Here is a 17,456-nt window from a genome sequence, read left to right on the forward strand (position 1 = left end):
GACAGGAGGAACACAATGAAACCATCCTGGCTGGAGCCTATTCTTCATTGGAATGGTGTGACGGTGTTTTTGATCGCCATTGTACTGTTGTCGTTAATTCAGGGCTGGAGGCGAGGAGCTTCCAGATCTGTAGGGGCGCTGTTCAGTCTCATTGTGGATGGCATACTGACTGTGGCGGGTATTTTGTGCTCGCTCGGGTTAGCCATGTGGCTTTCACCGAAGGTGCAGCAATGGCTGGCTGCTTATATGGAGCATTTGCCGCAGCGGGAACTAAGTGGGATTGAGCAATTTTATTATACGCTTGTGGCGGGGTTAGAGGGTTTTCCGCTGCTGCGGTTTGCCGTATTGTTCATGCTCAGTTACGCTATCGCCCAGTTTGTATTACGTGCAATTTATGTATTGATGGTAGGTGGCAAGTCAGATTCTTCTCTCCGTGAGCAAGAAAAAAAATCAGGCTTTTTCAGCAGAGTGGCTGGGGCCGGAATAGGTACTCTTATCGGTGGAGCACGCGCCATCATGGTCATCGCCCTGCTGTTCATAGGGGTAAGTCTGTACCCGGACAGTGGGTTTAGCAGCTACGTACAAGCTTCACCGATTTATAAGCAAGGGGCACAATCGGTCATTGAGCCGTTGTCCGGTACTCTGATTAAGGATAAGCTGCCCGTATTCACGCAGGCCGTTACCAAGGAATTAAATGGTATCATGCAGCGCAAATACGAAATAATCGACCGGGACATTCCGAACGATATCGGTCAGGCTGCGGCCAAGATTACACAGGGGATTAGCGGTGATGAACAAAAAGCCAGAGCGTTGTATGAATGGGTAGGCACCCGCATTAGCTATGATTACGGTAAGGTAGAAGCCTATGAGCGACGTGGTGACTGGCATGAACAGACCCCCAGAGATACGTTTGATACACGTAAAGGAGTCTGCATTGATTATGCCCGCCTGTATGCGATGATGGCTCGTTCGCAGGGACTACAGGTCAAGGTGGTAACAGGGCTTGGTTACAACGGACAGGGAGGCTACGGTTCCCATGCTTGGAATGAAGTGTATTTGAGCGGACAGGATCAGTGGGTACCTCTAGACCCAACCTGGGCGCAAAGTGGGGACTGGTTTAATCCACCTGGTTTTGCCCAAACACATATCAAGGATAAAGTGATTTAAAAAGGAGTGGAAAAGAGCACATGAGAAAGATGGACAACGAGCAGGGAAAAGACAATGAGACGTCCGATCGAAAAAGATTCAGCTTCCGGATCAATCTGTTCTTTTTCAGCTCGTTCATTATATTTACGGTCATTATTGTAAGACTGGCGATACTTCAATTTGTGGAAGGCCCTCAGCTTAAGCAGCAGGAGGCCAGTAATGTTACCAAAAATGTACCGCTTACGCCGATTCGCGGAACGATTTACGATTCAACCGGGCAAAACAGACTGGCGTATTCTACACCTGTACAATCGCTGTATATCACGCTCTCCAAGAATTATAGTGACAGCTTGGAAGAAAAGCGTAATCCAGATAAAAAGCTGTTGCCTGAGCTGGAAAAGATGACACAAAAGCTGGCAAATCGGTTTGCTCAATATGGTAACAAAGATGAGCCAAAAATGACGGCAGCGCAAATTATGGACGCTATGGACCGGAACTATCAACGATTTAGTGGTTTTACGCCGCGTCTGATTAAAACCAATCTTACTCCGGACGAAGTCGCTTATTTTATGGAGCATAAGAGTGAGTTTCCGGGCGTAGATGTCGTAGAAGAAACGGTACGTCATTACGATCCTGATACGGTGGCTGTTCAAGCGGTCGGTTATATTAAAAGCTACAAAAGTGCGCGTGAAACGTTGCCTAAATATAAGAATATTCAAAAATCCATGTCAGCTGAAAATGATCCGGGCCTCATCTATATGGATAACGAATCTGTTGGCTTTGATGGACTGGAACTACAGTATCAGGAACAGTTACGGGGAAAAAATGGCTATAAAACCGTCCCGATAGATCCGCGCAACATGCCGGAAGGTGTAGATTCCGTTACTCCTCCGCAAAAGGGAAACAATATTTATTCCACGATTAATAAAGAGATTCAGGTTAAAACGGAAGAAGCCATTAAGGATCAATTAAGATGGCTCCATACACACGCTGTATCTGGCAGGACTCATCCTTATGCCAAAACGGGATTCGCTGTGGCCATGGAAGTGGATACCGGTAATGTTGTAGCCATGGCGAGCATGCCGGATTATGATGCGAATTACTGGCAAACCGGTACAATTTCGACAGAAAAATATAAAGAGATTGAACATGTTTATCAAAACGGTACAATTAAGAACGTTGGCTCTGGCCAACCTGGACAGCACCCAGATTCTACCGTGCTTCTCGGATCAACTATTAAGCCGCTGTCTGTTCTTATTGGATTGGAAGAAGGACTGTTTACAACAAATACGTACTATCAAGACACGGGAGCGGCTTATTTTGGACGTAACAACTCCTCACGGGTGCGCAACTCATCTGGCCATGTATACGGTTCAATGGACCCGGCTACCGCAATTCGCCATTCCTCCAATGCCTTTATGGTAGATATGGTTGGAGAACGTTTATATAACAAGTATAAAAATAATGCATCAGTTGAGCAGGGCATAAGTGTTTGGGATAAATATATGAAACAATTTGGATTGGGTGTATCTACAGGAGTTGACCTGCCTGGTGAGTTCAAGGGGCTTTTAGAATATACGAAGAAAGACGAGTCAGCTCTTTCCAGACTGGCATATGCTTCTTTTGGCCAGCAAGGCAAGTATACTCCAATGCAACTTGCCCAGTACACAACAATGATTGCTACCAAGGGCAAACGGATGGAGCCGCATTTGGTCAGTCAAATTAAAGACACTAACGGCAATGTAGTCCAAACGATTAAGCCGAAGGTGTTGAATGAAGTGAATTTCCCTGATGCTTACTGGAACGAGGTGATTCGCGGGATGGCGACTGACGTCAGCGCATTTAACGGCTTTCCGTATGACTTTGCTCGCAAAACGGGGACATCGCAGCAAAGTGTAGGCAGAGAACTAAAAGATAACGGGGTATTTATCGCCTTTGCACCACGTCAGAATCCCAAACTGGCTGTAGCAGTTGTCATTCCTGAAGGGGGCTTCGGGGCATGGAGCGCCGGGCCTGTGGCACGCAAAATTTTTGATGCTTACGACGAAGTTTATGGATTGGACGGAGTGCCTAAGAAAAAGGATGCCGCGGCAACTGATCCCAATACAGTCAAACAGCCATAATTAATTCATACACCAAATTTATTTTATAAAGCTTTCCTCAGCCTTTGTGTTGAGGGAAGCTTTTTTATGCTTTTTCTACGTTTTCTTACAAAATTGTCATCTTAGAATTCATCGTTTATTGCTTTGGATATGGTAGGATCAGGAATATGAAAACCTAATCGGAAGGAGTAATGACCAGAGAATATGGACAGAAGAAGTTTGGATAAAAAGTTTTCATTCAAAAAGAAAAATCATGAAGAGAATGAAGAGTCACGAAAAAAGCGGACGGTTTTACGAACCAACTTACTGTTTTTTAGTGCTTTTGTGCTGTTTGCCCTTATTATTACCAGACTAGCTGTATTGCAGTTTGTACAATCGGAAGAGCTGAAGGGGGAGCAGCAATCCGTGAATACGAAAAATGTCCCGTTAGCCCCGAGTCGCGGCACGATTTATGACTCCACAGGTACGGTTAAGCTGGCGTATTCGACTCCAATACAGTCCCTGTATGTAACCTTATCCAAGGATTATAGCAAGCGTACGGAGAAAAACCGCAAGCCGGGGGAAAAGCTGCTCCCTGAGCTCAATGCTTTTGCTGCCAAGCTTGCTGCCAAATTAAACGAACTGGGGCGTATCGAAGGAGAGCAGCTTGATGCAGAGGAAATTAAAAAGCGACTGGACCCGGACTATAATCAATATAGGGGGTTTACCCCACGTTTGGTCAAATCCGACCTGAGTCAGGAGGAAATCGCTTATTTTCTGGAGCATCGGACAGAGTTTCCTGGCGTGGAGGTAGTAGAAGAAAGTGTCCGCCATTATGACCCGGATCGGGTAGCGGTCCAAGCGATTGGATATATGTACAAGTTCAAAGGAGCCCGTGCGAACCGAACCAAATATAAAGAGCTGTACCAAGCTAATTCGGAGGTTCTAAGACCAGAACAGGTTTACCTGGAAAGTGAAACGGTTGGATATGATGGCCTGGAGCTGCAATACCAGGACGAGCTGAGAGGAAAAAACGGCTATAAAACGGTAGAAGTCAATCCGCGCAGCATGCCGGAGGGCGTTGAATCGATTACTCCTCCGCACAAAGGACATCATCTGTATTCCACCATCAACAAGGAAATTCAGCAAAAAACCGAGCAAGCGATTATGGATCAGCTTCGCTGGCTTCATACTCATGCCGTATCGGGGAAACTCCATCAAGATGCAACCACTGGCTTCGCTGTAGCGATGGAGGTAGAGACCGGAAATGTTGTGGCAATGGCCAGTATGCCGGATTATGATTCTAATGTATGGAAAACGGGAAGTACATCGCCTTCGGTATATGACGAAATTCAGCATAAAATGGGGAATGGAACGATTAAATCCGTACCTAGCGGAAAAGCGGGTCCGCACCCGGAATCCTCGGTGCTGCTGGGTTCAACCATTAAACCTCTAACCGTGCTGATCGGGTTAAAGGAAAACTTGTTTTCTCCTGGACAAACTTATCAGGATACGGGAAGCGCATACTACGGCAAAAATCGCTCCAGCCGGGTCGGTAATTCGGGCGGACATGTGTATGGTCCTCTGACACCTAGCAGGGCAATTGAGTTCTCGTCGAATACTTTCATGGTGGATATGATCGGCAAGCCGTTGTATGCCAAATATGGAAGTAATGCAGGGGTGCATCAGGGGATTGATGTATGGGACAAGTATATGAAAGAATTTGGATTAGGCGTACCGACCGAAGTCGATCTGCCGGGCGAGTGGGCAGGCAGACTTGAGTATACGAGCAAGCATGAAAGTGCGCTGACACGTTTAGTACAGGCATCGTTTGGTCAACAGGGGAAATATACGGCGATGCAGCTGGCCCAGTATACGACTGTGCTGGCAACAAAGGGCAAGCGTATGCAGCCTCATTTGGTCAGCAAAATTGTGGATGATCAGGGGAATCGCGTACGTGAATTTAAGCCGAAGGTGCTGAATGAGGTCGCTTTTTCAGATACGTACTGGAATACAGTGATTCGCGGCATGGCTACGGATGTTAAAGCATTTAACGGATTTCCTTATGATTATGCCCGTAAAACGGGGACTTCTCAGCAGGTAGTGGGACGTACGGTTAAAGACAACGGGGTGTTCATTGCTTTTGCTCCGCGTCAAAATCCGAAGCTGGCTGTAGCGGTCATTATTCCTGAAGGGGGCTTTGGTGCGACGAGCGCGGGACCGGTTGCGCGTAAAATATTTGATGCGTATGACGAAGTATATGGGCTAGATGGTACCCCTAAAAAGCCTCTGGCAGCGAAATGAGGACTTGAATTCTTTTGTGGGCTTCTCTTTTTCATGGTAAAATGTCGTTGGACATAAGGGACATACAGGAGGAAGAGACTATGGGAGAAAACCAATATAAATACAAACTGCTTGCGCTCGACATGGATGGAACTTTACTGAACGATAATCATGAAATTACCTTGGATACGATTAACTGGATTAACAAGGCGATTCAGGAAGGAATTCATGTATGCTTGTCCACCGGACGGGCAGCGATGCATGCTCTGCCCTACGGTCAGCAACTCGGCCTGGAGACCCCAATGGTAACAGTAAACGGCAGTGAGGTGTGGAAATCACCCCACGAGTTGTGGCGCCGCTATTTACTTGATAAGGAGCTTGTTCGCAAGATGCACCAGATTGCTGTAGAAACAGGCTCATGGTTCTGGGCTTACTCAACAGAGGAATTATATAACAGAGATCGTTGGCCGGATACATTGGACACACAGGAATGGCTTAAATTCGGTTATAATACGGAAAATGACGAAATTCGCCACCAAATTTTGCTTAAGCTTCAGGACATGGGGGGACTTGAAATTTCCAATTCTTCGATGACGAATCTGGAAATTAACCCGGCTGGTATATCCAAAGCCAGTGGAATCGCTGAAGTGTGCGACCTGCTTGGCATTACTATGGAGCAGGTGGTTGCCGTTGGTGACAGTTTGAATGATCTGGCTGTGATTCAAGCGGCTGGACTGGGCGTAGCGATGGGGAATGCTCAGGATACGGTAAAAGAAGCGGCTGATTTGGTCGTGGCGTCGAATAATGAGGACGGTATTGTAGAAGTGATCCGCGATTATGTGCTTGTGTAATAAATGAATGATGCAGCAAGCAGGATGAATGGACGAGAAGGAGGAGGCCCATGGACGTTGTAGGCTGGATTGTTGTCATTGTACTTTTCATTGTTGGCATGGCTGGGGCGGTATATCCCGTATTGCCGGGGGCGCTCGCCATCTATTTTGCATTTTTTGTATACGGCTGGTTTTTCTCGTTTGCTCCATACAATGCATTGTTTTGGATTATACAAACACTAATCGTCGTTGCACTTTTTGTTGCGGATTATGCTGTGAATGCGTGGGGAGTCAAGCGATTTGGTGGCTCGCGTCTGTCAGCAATCCTCAGCACTGTCGGGATTATTATTGGTCCCTTTGTTATTCCGGCATTCGGTCTGATTTTGGGACCATTTATCGGCGCTGTACTGGGTGAGCTGATTGGCAAAGCCCCACTGGATCGAGCTATAAAAGTGGGCTTCGGCTCTGTCTTGGGCCTCTTTACCAGCACCGTGATGAAAGTGATTTTGCAGCTTGCCATGATTATTGTATTCTTGATTTGGGTGTTATAACCCGAGGTTCGTTTATTATGATTTGCAGAGACAGAATCGACATGCGGCTCCGCACCGGTGATGGCTCAGGCCATGACTGTTTTTGCGGGGCTTTTGCATGCGTGTGAACAGCAAGAAAGAAGGGAACGCATTTTGTCCAATAAAGAAACATTCCTTAAAGGTACGCTTATTTTAGCCGCTGCCGCCTTGGTGGCAAGAGTGCTAGGTCTGGTACAGCGCGTTCCATTGGAGCATCTGCTCGGTTCCGTCGGGAACGCCTCGTTTACAATCGCGAACAACGCTTATTTGATGCTGCTCACGGTCGCTACGGCCGGCATTCCAAGCACATTGAGCAAAATGGTTTCGGAACGTTATGCGCTGAATCGGCCATCGGAAGCGCGACGTGTGTATCATGCGGCTTTGATATTCGCGGCCGCGGCAGGCATTATCATTACAGCGCTGCTGTATTTTGGAGCGCCTTATTTTGCTGAGCATGTAGCAGGGGTTCCGCAATCCGCTTTGGCCATTCAGGCTTTGGCACCAGCTTTACTGCTGTTTCCTGCCATTGCCATGATGCGCGGGTACTTCCAAGGGCGCGGTAATATGACCGCAGGCGGTATTTCACAAATTGTGGAGCAGATCGCACGGGTGGCAACCGCAATTTTGCTCGCCTTTATTATCTTGAAGCTTGGTTATGGAGATCGTGAGGTTGCAGCCGGGGCCTCCTTTGGAGGTGTCATGGGAAGCATTGGCGCTCTGGCGGTCATGTTGTACTACACGGTGAAATTGCGTCGCCAGGATCGACAGGATCGTCAAGAGCAATTCCAAGAGGAAAGCTCCGCGCTACCGATGATGCGTATTTACAAAGATATTTTCAAGCTTTCCATTCCCATTGTATTGTCGTCTCTGACCGTTCCGGCGGTCAACTTTATTGATACGTCGATTGTGGTTAGACTGCTGTCCGGTCAAGTGGGATTGGATCAGGCGACTACTCAGTTGGGTTATCTGGGCTCTCGGGCACAGAGTGTGGCGGGGATTCCGCCGATTTTGGCAATAGCGCTCAGCCAATCGCTCATTCCGATCATTTCGGCGGCTTTTGCCCGTAAGGATGAGCAGCATTTACAAAATCAGATGACGCTGGCCTTGCGTATCTCTATTTTGACTGGAATGCCGATTGTGCTGGCTTTATGTGTAACCGCCTATTCTATTAATGGTTTACTGTTCAGCTCGCTTGGAGGCAGTGGTATTATCGCTGTTCTGACACTCGGAACGATATTCCAGATTACGATGATGACCTCTAACTCGATACTGATCGGTATGGGCAAGCCGCGTATTTCAATGGTTAATGTCATGGTCGGTATCGTCGTCAAGTTTGCAGCAAGCTGGCTACTGGCTGGTTGGCTTGGGATTTACGGGATCATTGCCGCAACCGGATTATGTTTCCTCGTGATTACGTTGCTGAATTTGCGTGTGCTTAAAGGGATCGTCTCCTTCTCAATCATGGGCCGTCGCTGGGCAGGTTTCCTAACCGCAGTCGTCGTCTCGGGAGCTATCGGATACGGTGTAAATGAAGCCTGTATTCTGCTGGTGCACCTGATGCCTGCGCGTGTGGCCTTCTTGATCGCGTGCTGCATTGCCGGAGCGGCTGTACTGGTATGCTACTTGGTATTGCTGGTTGTACTGCGCGTATTGCGTAGGGACGAGCTGGGCAACTACCCGCGTGTGTTGCAAAAGGTACTGCGTCCGCTAATGCGCCTACAGCGTGAGTCCACAGGACAACGAGGCTAAAAGAGTTCTCCAGCTTTTCAGTGGAAAGGCTGCAAGCTGTTATGGGCATCGTGGGCCATTGCTGTTTTTTGGATGCCATGGCGATGCTCATGGCGCATGGCAAATAACAGCGGTCGCCTTGGTTCGCTGAGATGCCCAAGCGTGGAACCGTCCTGAAACCAGTCATAACGGGGGATCGGATCATAAGCCGTATCTGACCAGACGGTGTTCAGCTCCGGGCTGTACAGACGTTGTCCTGGCGGTAGCCATTCATGTGCTAAAAGCGTTGCACTCTCTTCTGGAGAGCGCAGCGCTTTTTGTTCATTCGGGGTGAACAATCCGGGCCAATAGTCGCTGCGTGAACCCGTATGCGGCACACTGTTAGCGAATGCTGATACCTGGTCCAGCACCTGCTGATGGCCGAAGAGCATAGCGTAGAGACTTTTGCCAAACCCGATCCGCTCGTCCAGATGGCCGAAACGCTCCATCACAAGTCCGGCAAGTCCACCGTTTAGCCCAAGTGGAAATATAACCTGATTAAGCTGGAGCCAGTCATGCAAATAAAAGCCCGGCTTGTGTGTCACAAATTTTTGAAAATACGGATCTTTCACCACACGTCCTTCAATATAGTTTTGTTCATTAATGATGAGCGCCACAGTCAACAGAGAGCTATCCCGCCAAGCCCAGAAACGTTCCCAAAAGGGCTTCATGAATGGCGAAACGTGAAAATAAGGCAACAAATGAAAGCAACTCCGACCCAAATGACGGCTGTGCATGTAAAGTTGCAGCTGCGGATAAGCGTCCTGAAAAATAAGGGCGTTACAGCGCTCCAGTAGCCGATACAGCCATTCCTTTTCCTGTTCACCGAACAGGTTGCCGATCAGGCCACCTTTCAGATCAGTCATATTATAGCCGCCATTACGAGAAACCAGGTGGGCCAGTAGTGCCCAGTGTAACTCCGGGTAGCCACGATAGCATTCAAGGTAAGCGGCAGTGCGGGTGACGTTGCTGCGATTCTCCTGTGCTGTATCGTTCTTGATCCGCTCCAGCAGCTCACAGTCTGTTTCGCATAAGGGCATATTCAGAGAAGAGGGACGCGTAGCGGGTCTATTAACCAGCATTAACGCTTCGGCTTCATCCATTGCGGCCTGTGCTGTATGATAATCCCACGGTAATTCACGCAGGGGATAGCGTAATTTGCGGGATTCAGTCCAGGCCGCCCGTTTGCCCTCCCAAACCTCCTCCGCAACACGCGGAACGGAACCCAGTAACTTTAGCCCTCCCTGAAGCTGTCGTGATGCTACATGGAGCCATTCGGTGAGAGACATGTTTAAATAACCTCCTTTCCAAGTGGAAGCATCCCCGTATCCTGCCAAGTATGTTGGGCATGCTGTTAGGGTGTCGTCGCTTATGTGGATTCTTAAGTATATCTTTAGTATGCCTCAATGGGAGGGCTTCCAATCGGCATGTGAGCAGAATAGGGGAGTGTGCAAAAGCTTCACTTGGCGTTACAATAGAAAGTACAATCTCTTCTGCACAAAAAGAAATGAAGGAGGAATTATCCATGCAAAAAATCGTCTCTCATGAAGACTTTAATAAGGCAATATCCACTCCCGGCGTAACGGTGGCTGTGTTTAAGGCGGACTGGTGTGGGGATTGCCATTTTATTGATCCGTTCATGCCTGATGTGGAACAACAATATGCAAACAAGCTTACATTAATTGAGATTGATGTAGAGCAGGCTGAAAGTGTCAGCCAAGAGCAAAACGTTTTGGGTATTCCCAGCTTTATCGCATACAGTGAAGGGCGCGAGCTGGTGCGTCTGGTGAACAGACTGCGCAAATCCCGCGAGGAAATTGAGCAATTTTTGGATCGGGCTGTTGAAGTCCACGCTAGCTTGGCAAAATAATGGATGCTGTTCATGCATGATGGTTCTGAAGTGAATCTTAAACATCAAGACATTCAGAAAGCCGCTTCCTTCTAAAGGGGGCGGCTTTCTCACGGACACGTTCACATTTTGTCAACAAAGCTCGTATGTCAAGGAACCATATATCAGTTATAATTACTTTAAGTGATCATTTCACAACATATAAAGTGAATAAATATTATATTTGGAAGGATACGGGTGAATTCTTTGAACAACAAAATCAGAATATTAAAATGGTTGGCACTCGTAACATGTATTGTTATGTTTTTGGCTACCTTCGGTGGAGGTGTCGTGACGCGGACGGATTCTGGTCTCGGCTGTGGACGGGAATTTCCGCTTTGTAATGGTAAGTTGGTTCCGGCACATACGATCGCATCCATCATTGAATTTACGCACCGCTCTGTCAGCGCTATGGCCGGGCTGCTTTCTGTCGCCTCCTTTGTCGGCTTTTTGCTGTTTATGAAGCATCGGAAGGATTTACAGTTATTCTCGCTGCTCACTCTATTGTTTGTCATAATACAAGGAGCGATGGGGGCGTTGGCTGTTTTGTTTTCCCAATCGGCTGCAGTCATGGGGTTGCATTTCGGCTTTGCGCTTATTGCTTTTGCCAGTGCGACCATGATGACGCTGGGGGCGTGGAAGGAGCATGCGGATTCACGTTATACTCCGCGATTGGTCGCTGAACCTGTCAGCCGGGGCTATCGCAACTTTATATGGCTATCGACGATTTATACGTATATTGCTGTTTACTCGGGTGCGCTTCTCAGTCACTCAGTCATCCAGAAGGTTGTAAATCTCGGCGGCATTATATCTCCGCTGCTGCTGCATCAGCTTTCGTCTGGACTATTATTTATCATTATCCTGGCTGTAGGCCACTACTCGTACCGTTATCATCCAAAGCATCGAGATATTCGTGTATTGGGTGTCGTTTCGGTAGTGTTAATCATGCTTCAGGTACTTATTGGAATTAGCTTGCTGTATTTCACCAGACCTGAAATTTACATGTTTGTTGTGTTGGGACATATGCTGGTGATTGCCACATTGTTCTCCATTTTGTGTTATTTGAGCTATCGTGTATGGCAATTGTCGCCGGATCGCAACCTTGTTTCGACTCAAACACAACGTACCTAAGCATTTCATTGATCATAGTGAAACGGATATTTTGCCCAAGAGGCGCTCAAACACGTATAATAGCATATAAGAAACAAACTAGGCCCACGAGTTTCTCGAGGGCTTGATTTGCTTAGGAGGAATCGTCCAGTTGATCTACCAGAATTTGCGCCAATTTATTGAAGCGCTACGTAAAGAAAATCTTCTTAAAATTATAGAGGCACCTGTCGATCCTTATTTGGAACTGGCTGAGATTCATCGCAGAGTCATTGAGGAAGAAGGCCCGGCACTGCTATTCACGAATGTAAAAGGCACCCCCTTTCCTGTAGCGAGTAATCTGTTTGGCACGAATCGCCGTGTGGACATGGCTTTTGGTCCTCGTCCAGAGCAACTGATGAATGCGATTGTAGGAGCAAGCAAAACATTGCTTCCACCTACACCCAAAGCATTGTGGAATGAACGTGGCCTGATTAAGGACATGCTAAAAGTAGGGCTAAAAACAGTATCTCATAGCGAGGCTCCTGTGTTGGGAGTTCGTCGTACAGATGCTCCGCTGGCTCCACTGCCTAGAGTGACCAGTTGGCATGAGGACGGGGGGCCGTTCATTACACTTCCGCTCGTGTATACCGAGAAGCCAGGTCAGTCGAAGGATCATAATCTGGGAATGTACCGCATTCAGATTTATGATGATCAGACGACGGGGATTCACTGGCAAATTCATAAAGGCGGCGGCTTTCATTATCATGAAGCGGAGTTGCGTAATGAGCCGTTGCCTACGACGGTAATCATCGGTGGCCCTCCTGCCTTGATTGCGTCTGCAATTGCTCCAGCACCGGAAAACTTGCCAGAGCTGTTGCTGGCTTCGCTTATTATGGGAGGCAAGCTGCCAATGACAGAAGACCCACTTGGGGGTCATCGCATTCCGGCAGAAGCCGAATTTGCGATCAGCGGTTATGTGCCGCCTCATGAACGCCGCCCGGAAGGACCGTTTGGCGATCATTTTGGATACTACTCATTACAGCATGATTTCCCTGTATTTCATGTTAAACATATGTACCACCGCAAGGATGCCATTTATCCGGCAACTATTGTAGGTAAGCCACGACAGGAAGATTACTATCTCGGCGAGTTTTTGCAACGTCTGTTGTCGCCCGCCTATCCGCTTGTGATGCCTTCCGTCAAGTCGCTGTGGGCGTATGCGGAAACCGGCGTACATGCGCTGGCAGCGGCAGTCGTGCGTGAAAGCTACTCCCGTGAAGCGCTTGTATCCGGCTTTACCATTTTGGGTCAAGGCCAATTGTCATTGACCAAATTCCTGATGCTGACGGATCGGGTGATTGATTTATCTGACTTTAACCTGCTGCTGGAAACCATTCTGGAGCGATTTAATCCAGCAAGGGATTTATTTATTTTCAATCATACGTCTCACGATACACTGGATTACACGGGCCGTAAGCTGAATCATGGCAGTAAAGCGATTTTGATGGGCGTAGGTGAGCCTGTGCGTGAACTGCCTCGCGCTTATGAGGGAGGCGATCTGCCGGGTATTCGCGAAATAGAGCCGTATTGCGGAGGTTGCCTCGTCGTATCAGGTGCGTCCTTTGAGCAAGAGCCTGAACTGGCTGCACGTGTATTGGAGCGATTAGCTGCGGGTGAGCAAGAGTGGCCGCTCGTCTTTATTGTGGACGATGCCAAAGAAGTCGTTCGCTCTCAAGCCTCGTTCCTGTGGACGGTATTCACACGCTTTAACCCGGCTACGGATATGTACGCGGACAGCGAAGTGCGTTTGCATCATCTGAACTATAAGCTGCCGATTGTAGTGGATGCGCGTATGAAGCCGGGGTATCCGGATGAGGTGTTGCCGCGTGAGGATATTGTTAAGCTTGTAGATCAACGATGGACGAGTTATTTCGCTTGACGCCCTAATTAAACCTACAGCCGGATTTTACATTTATAAGGAGGCGTAAGCATGATACGCAAGCTACTGGGTGAGCCGCCACGTGTGAACAAGGGCATCCTGCTGGATGCCATGAATAGCATGTCAGATATGTTAAAACTGCTGGAGCGGCAAATTCAGGCCGGTGGAGATCCGACCCACGATTTTCGGAAGGCGGATATTTTGACACGTGGTCTGATGTCATCTTTGGATGAACTGGAGCAGAGCCATCATGCTGCCGCCTTTTTTCGCACAAAAGTGAAGGCTGGATACGCTGAAGATATGAGCGAGGATGAAAAATCCGATTATGCGCTGTATGTTTTCTTTTATAAAGATGGGTTTGTGAGGGTATTTTCCATTTTGGATAAGCTCGGTAACTGGCTGAATGATCTGTATGATTTAAAAACAGGACAGTATAAGGCGCATTATTCGTATTTTACAGTATTGCGGCAACTCAGGTATTTAAAAATGCATCCTGTAATGACTGACAACTTGAATGATATTAAGGACTCATACACCGATTCTATCAATCGGCTGCGTAAGCGTCGGAACACGGAAATACACTATATGAATACGGAGATGCAGGATGACCTTTGGCAACGGCATCGTGCATTGTACGGCAAAATACAACTGGAGGACCTGGATCATCATCTGGAGGATTTGCACCAGGGATTGGAAATGGTGTGCCAGTCGCTATCGAATGCCTTTTCTTATACTGTGAAACAATGGGAGAAGCGGGCAGTGCGTCCATAATTATGTTAGAAAATATCCTTTGACAAAGCTATGTAAACTATCTATACTGAAACCTAGTTTCAGAAAAATGCTTGAATTATGTTTCTTTTTATAAACTTAACGGACAGCTAAAGCTGGAGTTTAACATATTTTTCTTATCCAGAGAGGTGGAGGGACTGGCCCGATGAAGCCCGGCAACCCGTTCTTTCCCGGTGTAATACACTGGGAGGGAACATGATGGTGCTAATTCCTACAAAACCGCTAGAGTTATAGCGATTTTGGCAGATGAGAAAAGGTTCGCATGGTGGGGCCCTTTTCATTCTGTGAAAGGGGCTCTTTTTTGTATAAATAAATAGCGAGATCATACAATCCTGAGAGATGAAAACTGGTTAAAAGGGTAAGGAAGAAGTGAAGGGGGTCGCAGCACGTTGATAGAGCTTAAGCAGTTAACTAAGCATTATGGTAAAGGCAACCGACGCGTTAATGCGCTGTCCGGGTTGAACCTTTCTATAAAGCGTGGAGAAATATTCGGAGTCATTGGTCACTCCGGGGCGGGGAAAAGTACATTGATCCGTTGTATTAATTTATTGGAACGCCCTACTTCAGGCGAAGTATGGGTGGATGGGGTAAACCTCGTTACTGTGAGTCAATCCCAGTTACAGAAGCAACGTCGAAAAATCGGAATGATTTTTCAGCACTTTAATTTGTTGTCCTCGGCGACGGTGTATGACAATATTGCATTTCCATTGCGTCTGGTAAACACGCCCAAGCAGAAACTGGACAAGAAAGTTCGTGAACTGCTGGAATTGGTGGGTCTGGAAGAACACAGTGGAAAATATCCGTCACAGCTCTCAGGTGGACAGAAGCAGCGGGTAGGTATTGCACGGGCGCTGGCCAGTGATCCTCAAGTATTGCTGTGTGACGAAGCGACTTCTGCGCTTGATCCGCAGACGACAGGGTCTATTCTGAAATTGCTGTTGGACATTAACCAGCGCTTTCAATTGACCATCGTGATGATTACACATGAAATGCATGTCATTCAAAGCATCTGTGATCGAGTCGGCGTTATTCATCAGGGCGACATCGTGGAGCAGGGCCCGGTGGCGGAAGTATTTCTGAAGCCACAGCATCAGGTGACCAAGGATTTTATCCAGCGGGAGTCTGAGCATCCCGAGGAGCTGCAAGCAGCAATTGCGGCAGCAGGTGGCGGCGAATCGGCGCAGGTGGTACGAATTTCCTTCTTGGGGAGCAAAACATACGATGCGATTCTGTCGCGTACGGCTCGTAGTACTGGTGTTGATTTCGCGATCTTGCAGGGGACCATATCTACCATTAAAAACGTACCGTATGGACAGTTGATCGTTCGTTTTGAAGGAAACCATGAGGATATAGAGCATACGCTGCGCGAAGTGTCTGGACAAGGACTTGATGTGGAGGTGATCGGACAATGAGCGAACTTGATTTTTCACAAGTGAGTTGGGAAGAACTAGGGAATTCTACTCTGGAAACCCTTCAGATGCTTGGGGCATCCGCGTTGTTCACCCTCATTATTGGTTTGCCGCTCGGTATATTATTGTTTTTGGCGAGTCGTTCCTCGTGGAGTCTGATGAAAGTGATTTACGTTATACTTTCCTTTATTGTTAACATTTTGCGTTCCGTACCCTTTATCATATTGATCGTTGCACTCATTCCTTTTACGCGATCACTGGTAGGTACCTCTACCGGGGTGCTGGGTACCATACCGCCATTGGTCATTGGGGCTGCGCCTTTCTTCGCCCGGCTCGTGGAAACGTCTCTGCGTGAAGTGGACAAGGGTGTCATTGAGGCCGCACAAGCGATGGGTGCCTCGACAGGGCAAATTATCCGGCGAGTGCTGTTGCGTGAGGCACTTCCGGGTCTGCTCGCCGCATTAACCATTACCGTCGTTACACTCGTATCCTACACGGCAATGTCCGGTATGATCGGGGGCGGTGGACTGGGTACGCTGGCTATCAACTACGGCTATTATCGTTATGAAACGGCTGTAATGATCGTTGCAGTCGTGCTGATGGTCGTACTGGTACAATTGCTGCAAATGGCGGGAGATCGCCTCGTGCGGCATTATACTCGAAAATAGGGAAACTATATAGATATCCTTATTGATCAGGACGTCTGATCCTGAATATTACAAATTATTGGAGGGGTAATAACATGAAGAAATGGGTATTGGCTGTACTAAGCTTGACATTAATTGCGGTGCTGGCTGCTTGCGGTACAAAGAGCACAACATCAGATGCAAACAATGCGGCCGAAAATACAGGCGGGTCACCACGTGAAGTGGAACTGAAAGTGGGAGCTTCTCCTGTGCCGCATGCGGAAATTTTGGAAGCGATCAAGCCTCAATTGGAAAAAGAAGGGGTTCGTCTCCAAGTCGTTCAGTTTAACGACTATGTACAGCCGAACGTACAATTGTTTGACAAGCAACTGGATGCTAACTTCTATCAACATGTACCTTACCTGAATGTGATGAACAAAGAGCGCAAAATGGATTTGGTTTCTGTGGGCGCAGTTCATTTGGAGCCATTCGGTATCTACTCCCAAAAATATAAAAAGCTTGATGAAATCCCGGATGGCGCAAGTGTAGCCATTCCGAACGATGCGACAAACGGAGGCCGTGCATTGCTGTTGTTGGAGAAACAAGGTCTGATCAAGCTGAAAGATGCAAGCAACATTGAAGCTACCGTAAAAGATATTACTGAAAATAAGAAAAACCTGAAATTCAAGGAGCTGGAAGCGGCTATGCTGCCACGTCAGTTGCCTGAAGTGGACATTGCGTTGATCAACACGAACTATGCTCTGGAAGCGAAACTGAACCCGACGAAGGATGCATTGGCACTGGAAGACAAGGATTCTCCATATGCTAACGTTCTGGTAGCACGTCCTGATAATAAAGATTCCGAAGCGATTCAAAAGCTGATCAAAGCTTTGCAATCTCCAGAAACTAAAAAATTCATCGAAGATAAATACCAAGGCGCGATTATCCCGGCATTTTAAGCGGTAACGGGACGCGTTGAACGCAAACCCCAGATTCTCTTGAACAAGAGGACTGGGGTTTCTTTTTGGCTGGAGTTGTAG

The 17,456-nt window shown here is 47.6% G+C and carries 14 protein-coding genes and 1 riboswitch; of the genes, 13 read left to right on the forward strand and 1 reads right to left on the reverse strand.

Annotated elements, in window-relative coordinates:
- Positions 1 to 15 precede the first annotated feature (15 nt).
- The 6 genes from AC6EJC_RS06635 to AC6EJC_RS06660 all read left to right on the forward strand — a co-directional run bounded on the left by AC6EJC_RS06635 (position 16) and on the right by AC6EJC_RS06660 (position 8,658).
- On the forward strand, positions 16 to 1,167 hold the full coding sequence (locus tag AC6EJC_RS06635) for a transglutaminase domain-containing protein (protein WP_444953272.1): 1,152 nt from the start codon (positions 16 to 18) through the stop codon (positions 1,165 to 1,167).
- Between the two features lie 20 nt (positions 1,168 to 1,187).
- Positions 1,188 to 3,269, forward strand: a complete 2,082-nt coding sequence (locus AC6EJC_RS06640; RefSeq protein ID WP_444953273.1) for a peptidoglycan D,D-transpeptidase FtsI family protein — start codon at positions 1,188 to 1,190, stop codon at positions 3,267 to 3,269.
- Between the two features lie 183 nt (positions 3,270 to 3,452).
- Positions 3,453 to 5,531: a peptidoglycan D,D-transpeptidase FtsI family protein gene (locus AC6EJC_RS06645; protein WP_444953274.1), complete on the forward strand. Its 2,079-nt coding sequence runs from the start codon at positions 3,453 to 3,455 to the stop codon at positions 5,529 to 5,531.
- Between the two features lie 80 nt (positions 5,532 to 5,611).
- On the forward strand, positions 5,612 to 6,361 hold the full coding sequence (locus tag AC6EJC_RS06650; RefSeq protein WP_444953275.1) for a Cof-type HAD-IIB family hydrolase: 750 nt from the start codon (positions 5,612 to 5,614) through the stop codon (positions 6,359 to 6,361).
- A 50-nt stretch (positions 6,362 to 6,411) separates the two neighbouring features.
- Positions 6,412 to 6,891 carry a DUF456 domain-containing protein gene (locus AC6EJC_RS06655; RefSeq protein ID WP_061829850.1) on the forward strand — a complete coding sequence of 160 codons (480 nt, stop codon included), beginning with the start codon at positions 6,412 to 6,414 and terminating at the stop codon, positions 6,889 to 6,891.
- 132 nt (positions 6,892 to 7,023) lie between these two features.
- Positions 7,024 to 8,658 (forward strand): putative polysaccharide biosynthesis protein, encoded by a 1,635-nt coding sequence (locus tag AC6EJC_RS06660; protein WP_444953276.1) that lies wholly within the window; start codon positions 7,024 to 7,026, stop codon positions 8,656 to 8,658.
- 17 nt (positions 8,659 to 8,675) lie between these two features.
- Here the strand turns inward: AC6EJC_RS06660 and AC6EJC_RS06665 are convergent, their stop codons facing one another.
- A complete protein-coding gene (locus AC6EJC_RS06665; RefSeq protein WP_444953277.1) occupies positions 8,676 to 9,965 on the reverse strand; it encodes a DUF2515 family protein in 1,290 nt (429 codons plus the stop codon).
- Between the two features lie 236 nt (positions 9,966 to 10,201).
- Here AC6EJC_RS06665 and AC6EJC_RS06670 point away from each other — a divergent pair, with 236 nt between their 5' ends.
- From AC6EJC_RS06670 to AC6EJC_RS06700, 7 genes are all read left to right on the forward strand, one after another.
- A complete protein-coding gene (locus AC6EJC_RS06670; RefSeq protein ID WP_444953278.1) occupies positions 10,202 to 10,546 on the forward strand; it encodes a thioredoxin family protein in 345 nt (114 codons plus the stop codon).
- 216 nt (positions 10,547 to 10,762) lie between these two features.
- Complete coding sequence (locus tag AC6EJC_RS06675; RefSeq protein WP_444953279.1) at positions 10,763 to 11,695, forward strand: COX15/CtaA family protein; 933 nt, start codon at positions 10,763 to 10,765, stop codon at positions 11,693 to 11,695.
- Positions 11,696 to 11,825: 130 nt separating this feature from the next.
- Positions 11,826 to 13,592 (forward strand): UbiD family decarboxylase, encoded by a 1,767-nt coding sequence (locus AC6EJC_RS06680; protein WP_444953280.1) that lies wholly within the window; start codon positions 11,826 to 11,828, stop codon positions 13,590 to 13,592.
- A gap of 51 nt (positions 13,593 to 13,643) precedes the next feature.
- A complete protein-coding gene (locus AC6EJC_RS06685; protein WP_444953281.1) occupies positions 13,644 to 14,363 on the forward strand; it encodes a Cthe_2314 family HEPN domain-containing protein in 720 nt (239 codons plus the stop codon).
- A gap of 131 nt (positions 14,364 to 14,494) precedes the next feature.
- Positions 14,495 to 14,634: riboswitch (SAM riboswitch) on the forward strand.
- A 136-nt stretch (positions 14,635 to 14,770) separates the two neighbouring features.
- The gene (locus AC6EJC_RS06690) at positions 14,771 to 15,793 is read left to right on the forward strand and encodes a methionine ABC transporter ATP-binding protein (protein ID WP_444953282.1); all 1,023 of its coding nucleotides are present in this window, start codon (positions 14,771 to 14,773) and stop codon (positions 15,791 to 15,793) included.
- A complete protein-coding gene (locus AC6EJC_RS06695; protein ID WP_190297916.1) occupies positions 15,790 to 16,458 on the forward strand; it encodes a methionine ABC transporter permease in 669 nt (222 codons plus the stop codon). Before AC6EJC_RS06690 ends, AC6EJC_RS06695 begins: the two co-directional genes overlap by 4 nt.
- Before the next feature lie 74 nt (positions 16,459 to 16,532).
- Positions 16,533 to 17,375 (forward strand): MetQ/NlpA family ABC transporter substrate-binding protein, encoded by an 843-nt coding sequence (locus tag AC6EJC_RS06700; protein WP_444953283.1) that lies wholly within the window; start codon positions 16,533 to 16,535, stop codon positions 17,373 to 17,375.
- The last annotated feature ends 81 nt before the right edge of the window (positions 17,376 to 17,456 follow it).

The organism is Paenibacillus sp. TY11 (assembly GCF_059772165.1).

Excerpts from the sequence above, each read along its gene's own strand:
- AC6EJC_RS06635 (WP_444953272.1), top strand. The coding sequence starts at position 16 with ATGAAACCATCCTGGCTGGAGCCTATTCTTCATTGGAATGGTGTGACG.
- AC6EJC_RS06655 (WP_061829850.1), top strand. The coding sequence starts at position 6,412 with ATGGACGTTGTAGGCTGGATTGTTGTCATTGTACTTTTCATTGTTGGC.
- AC6EJC_RS06665 (WP_444953277.1), bottom strand. The coding sequence starts at position 9,965 with ATGTCTCTCACCGAATGGCTCCATGTAGCATCACGACAGCTTCAGGGA.
- AC6EJC_RS06645 (WP_444953274.1), top strand. The coding sequence starts at position 3,453 with ATGGACAGAAGAAGTTTGGATAAAAAGTTTTCATTCAAAAAGAAAAAT.
- AC6EJC_RS06670 (WP_444953278.1), top strand. The coding sequence starts at position 10,202 with ATGCAAAAAATCGTCTCTCATGAAGACTTTAATAAGGCAATATCCACT.
- AC6EJC_RS06640 (WP_444953273.1), top strand. The coding sequence starts at position 1,188 with ATGAGAAAGATGGACAACGAGCAGGGAAAAGACAATGAGACGTCCGAT.
- AC6EJC_RS06695 (WP_190297916.1), top strand. The coding sequence starts at position 15,790 with ATGAGCGAACTTGATTTTTCACAAGTGAGTTGGGAAGAACTAGGGAAT.
- AC6EJC_RS06650 (WP_444953275.1), top strand. The coding sequence starts at position 5,612 with ATGGGAGAAAACCAATATAAATACAAACTGCTTGCGCTCGACATGGAT.
- AC6EJC_RS06685 (WP_444953281.1), top strand. The coding sequence starts at position 13,644 with ATGATACGCAAGCTACTGGGTGAGCCGCCACGTGTGAACAAGGGCATC.
- AC6EJC_RS06700 (WP_444953283.1), top strand. The coding sequence starts at position 16,533 with ATGAAGAAATGGGTATTGGCTGTACTAAGCTTGACATTAATTGCGGTG.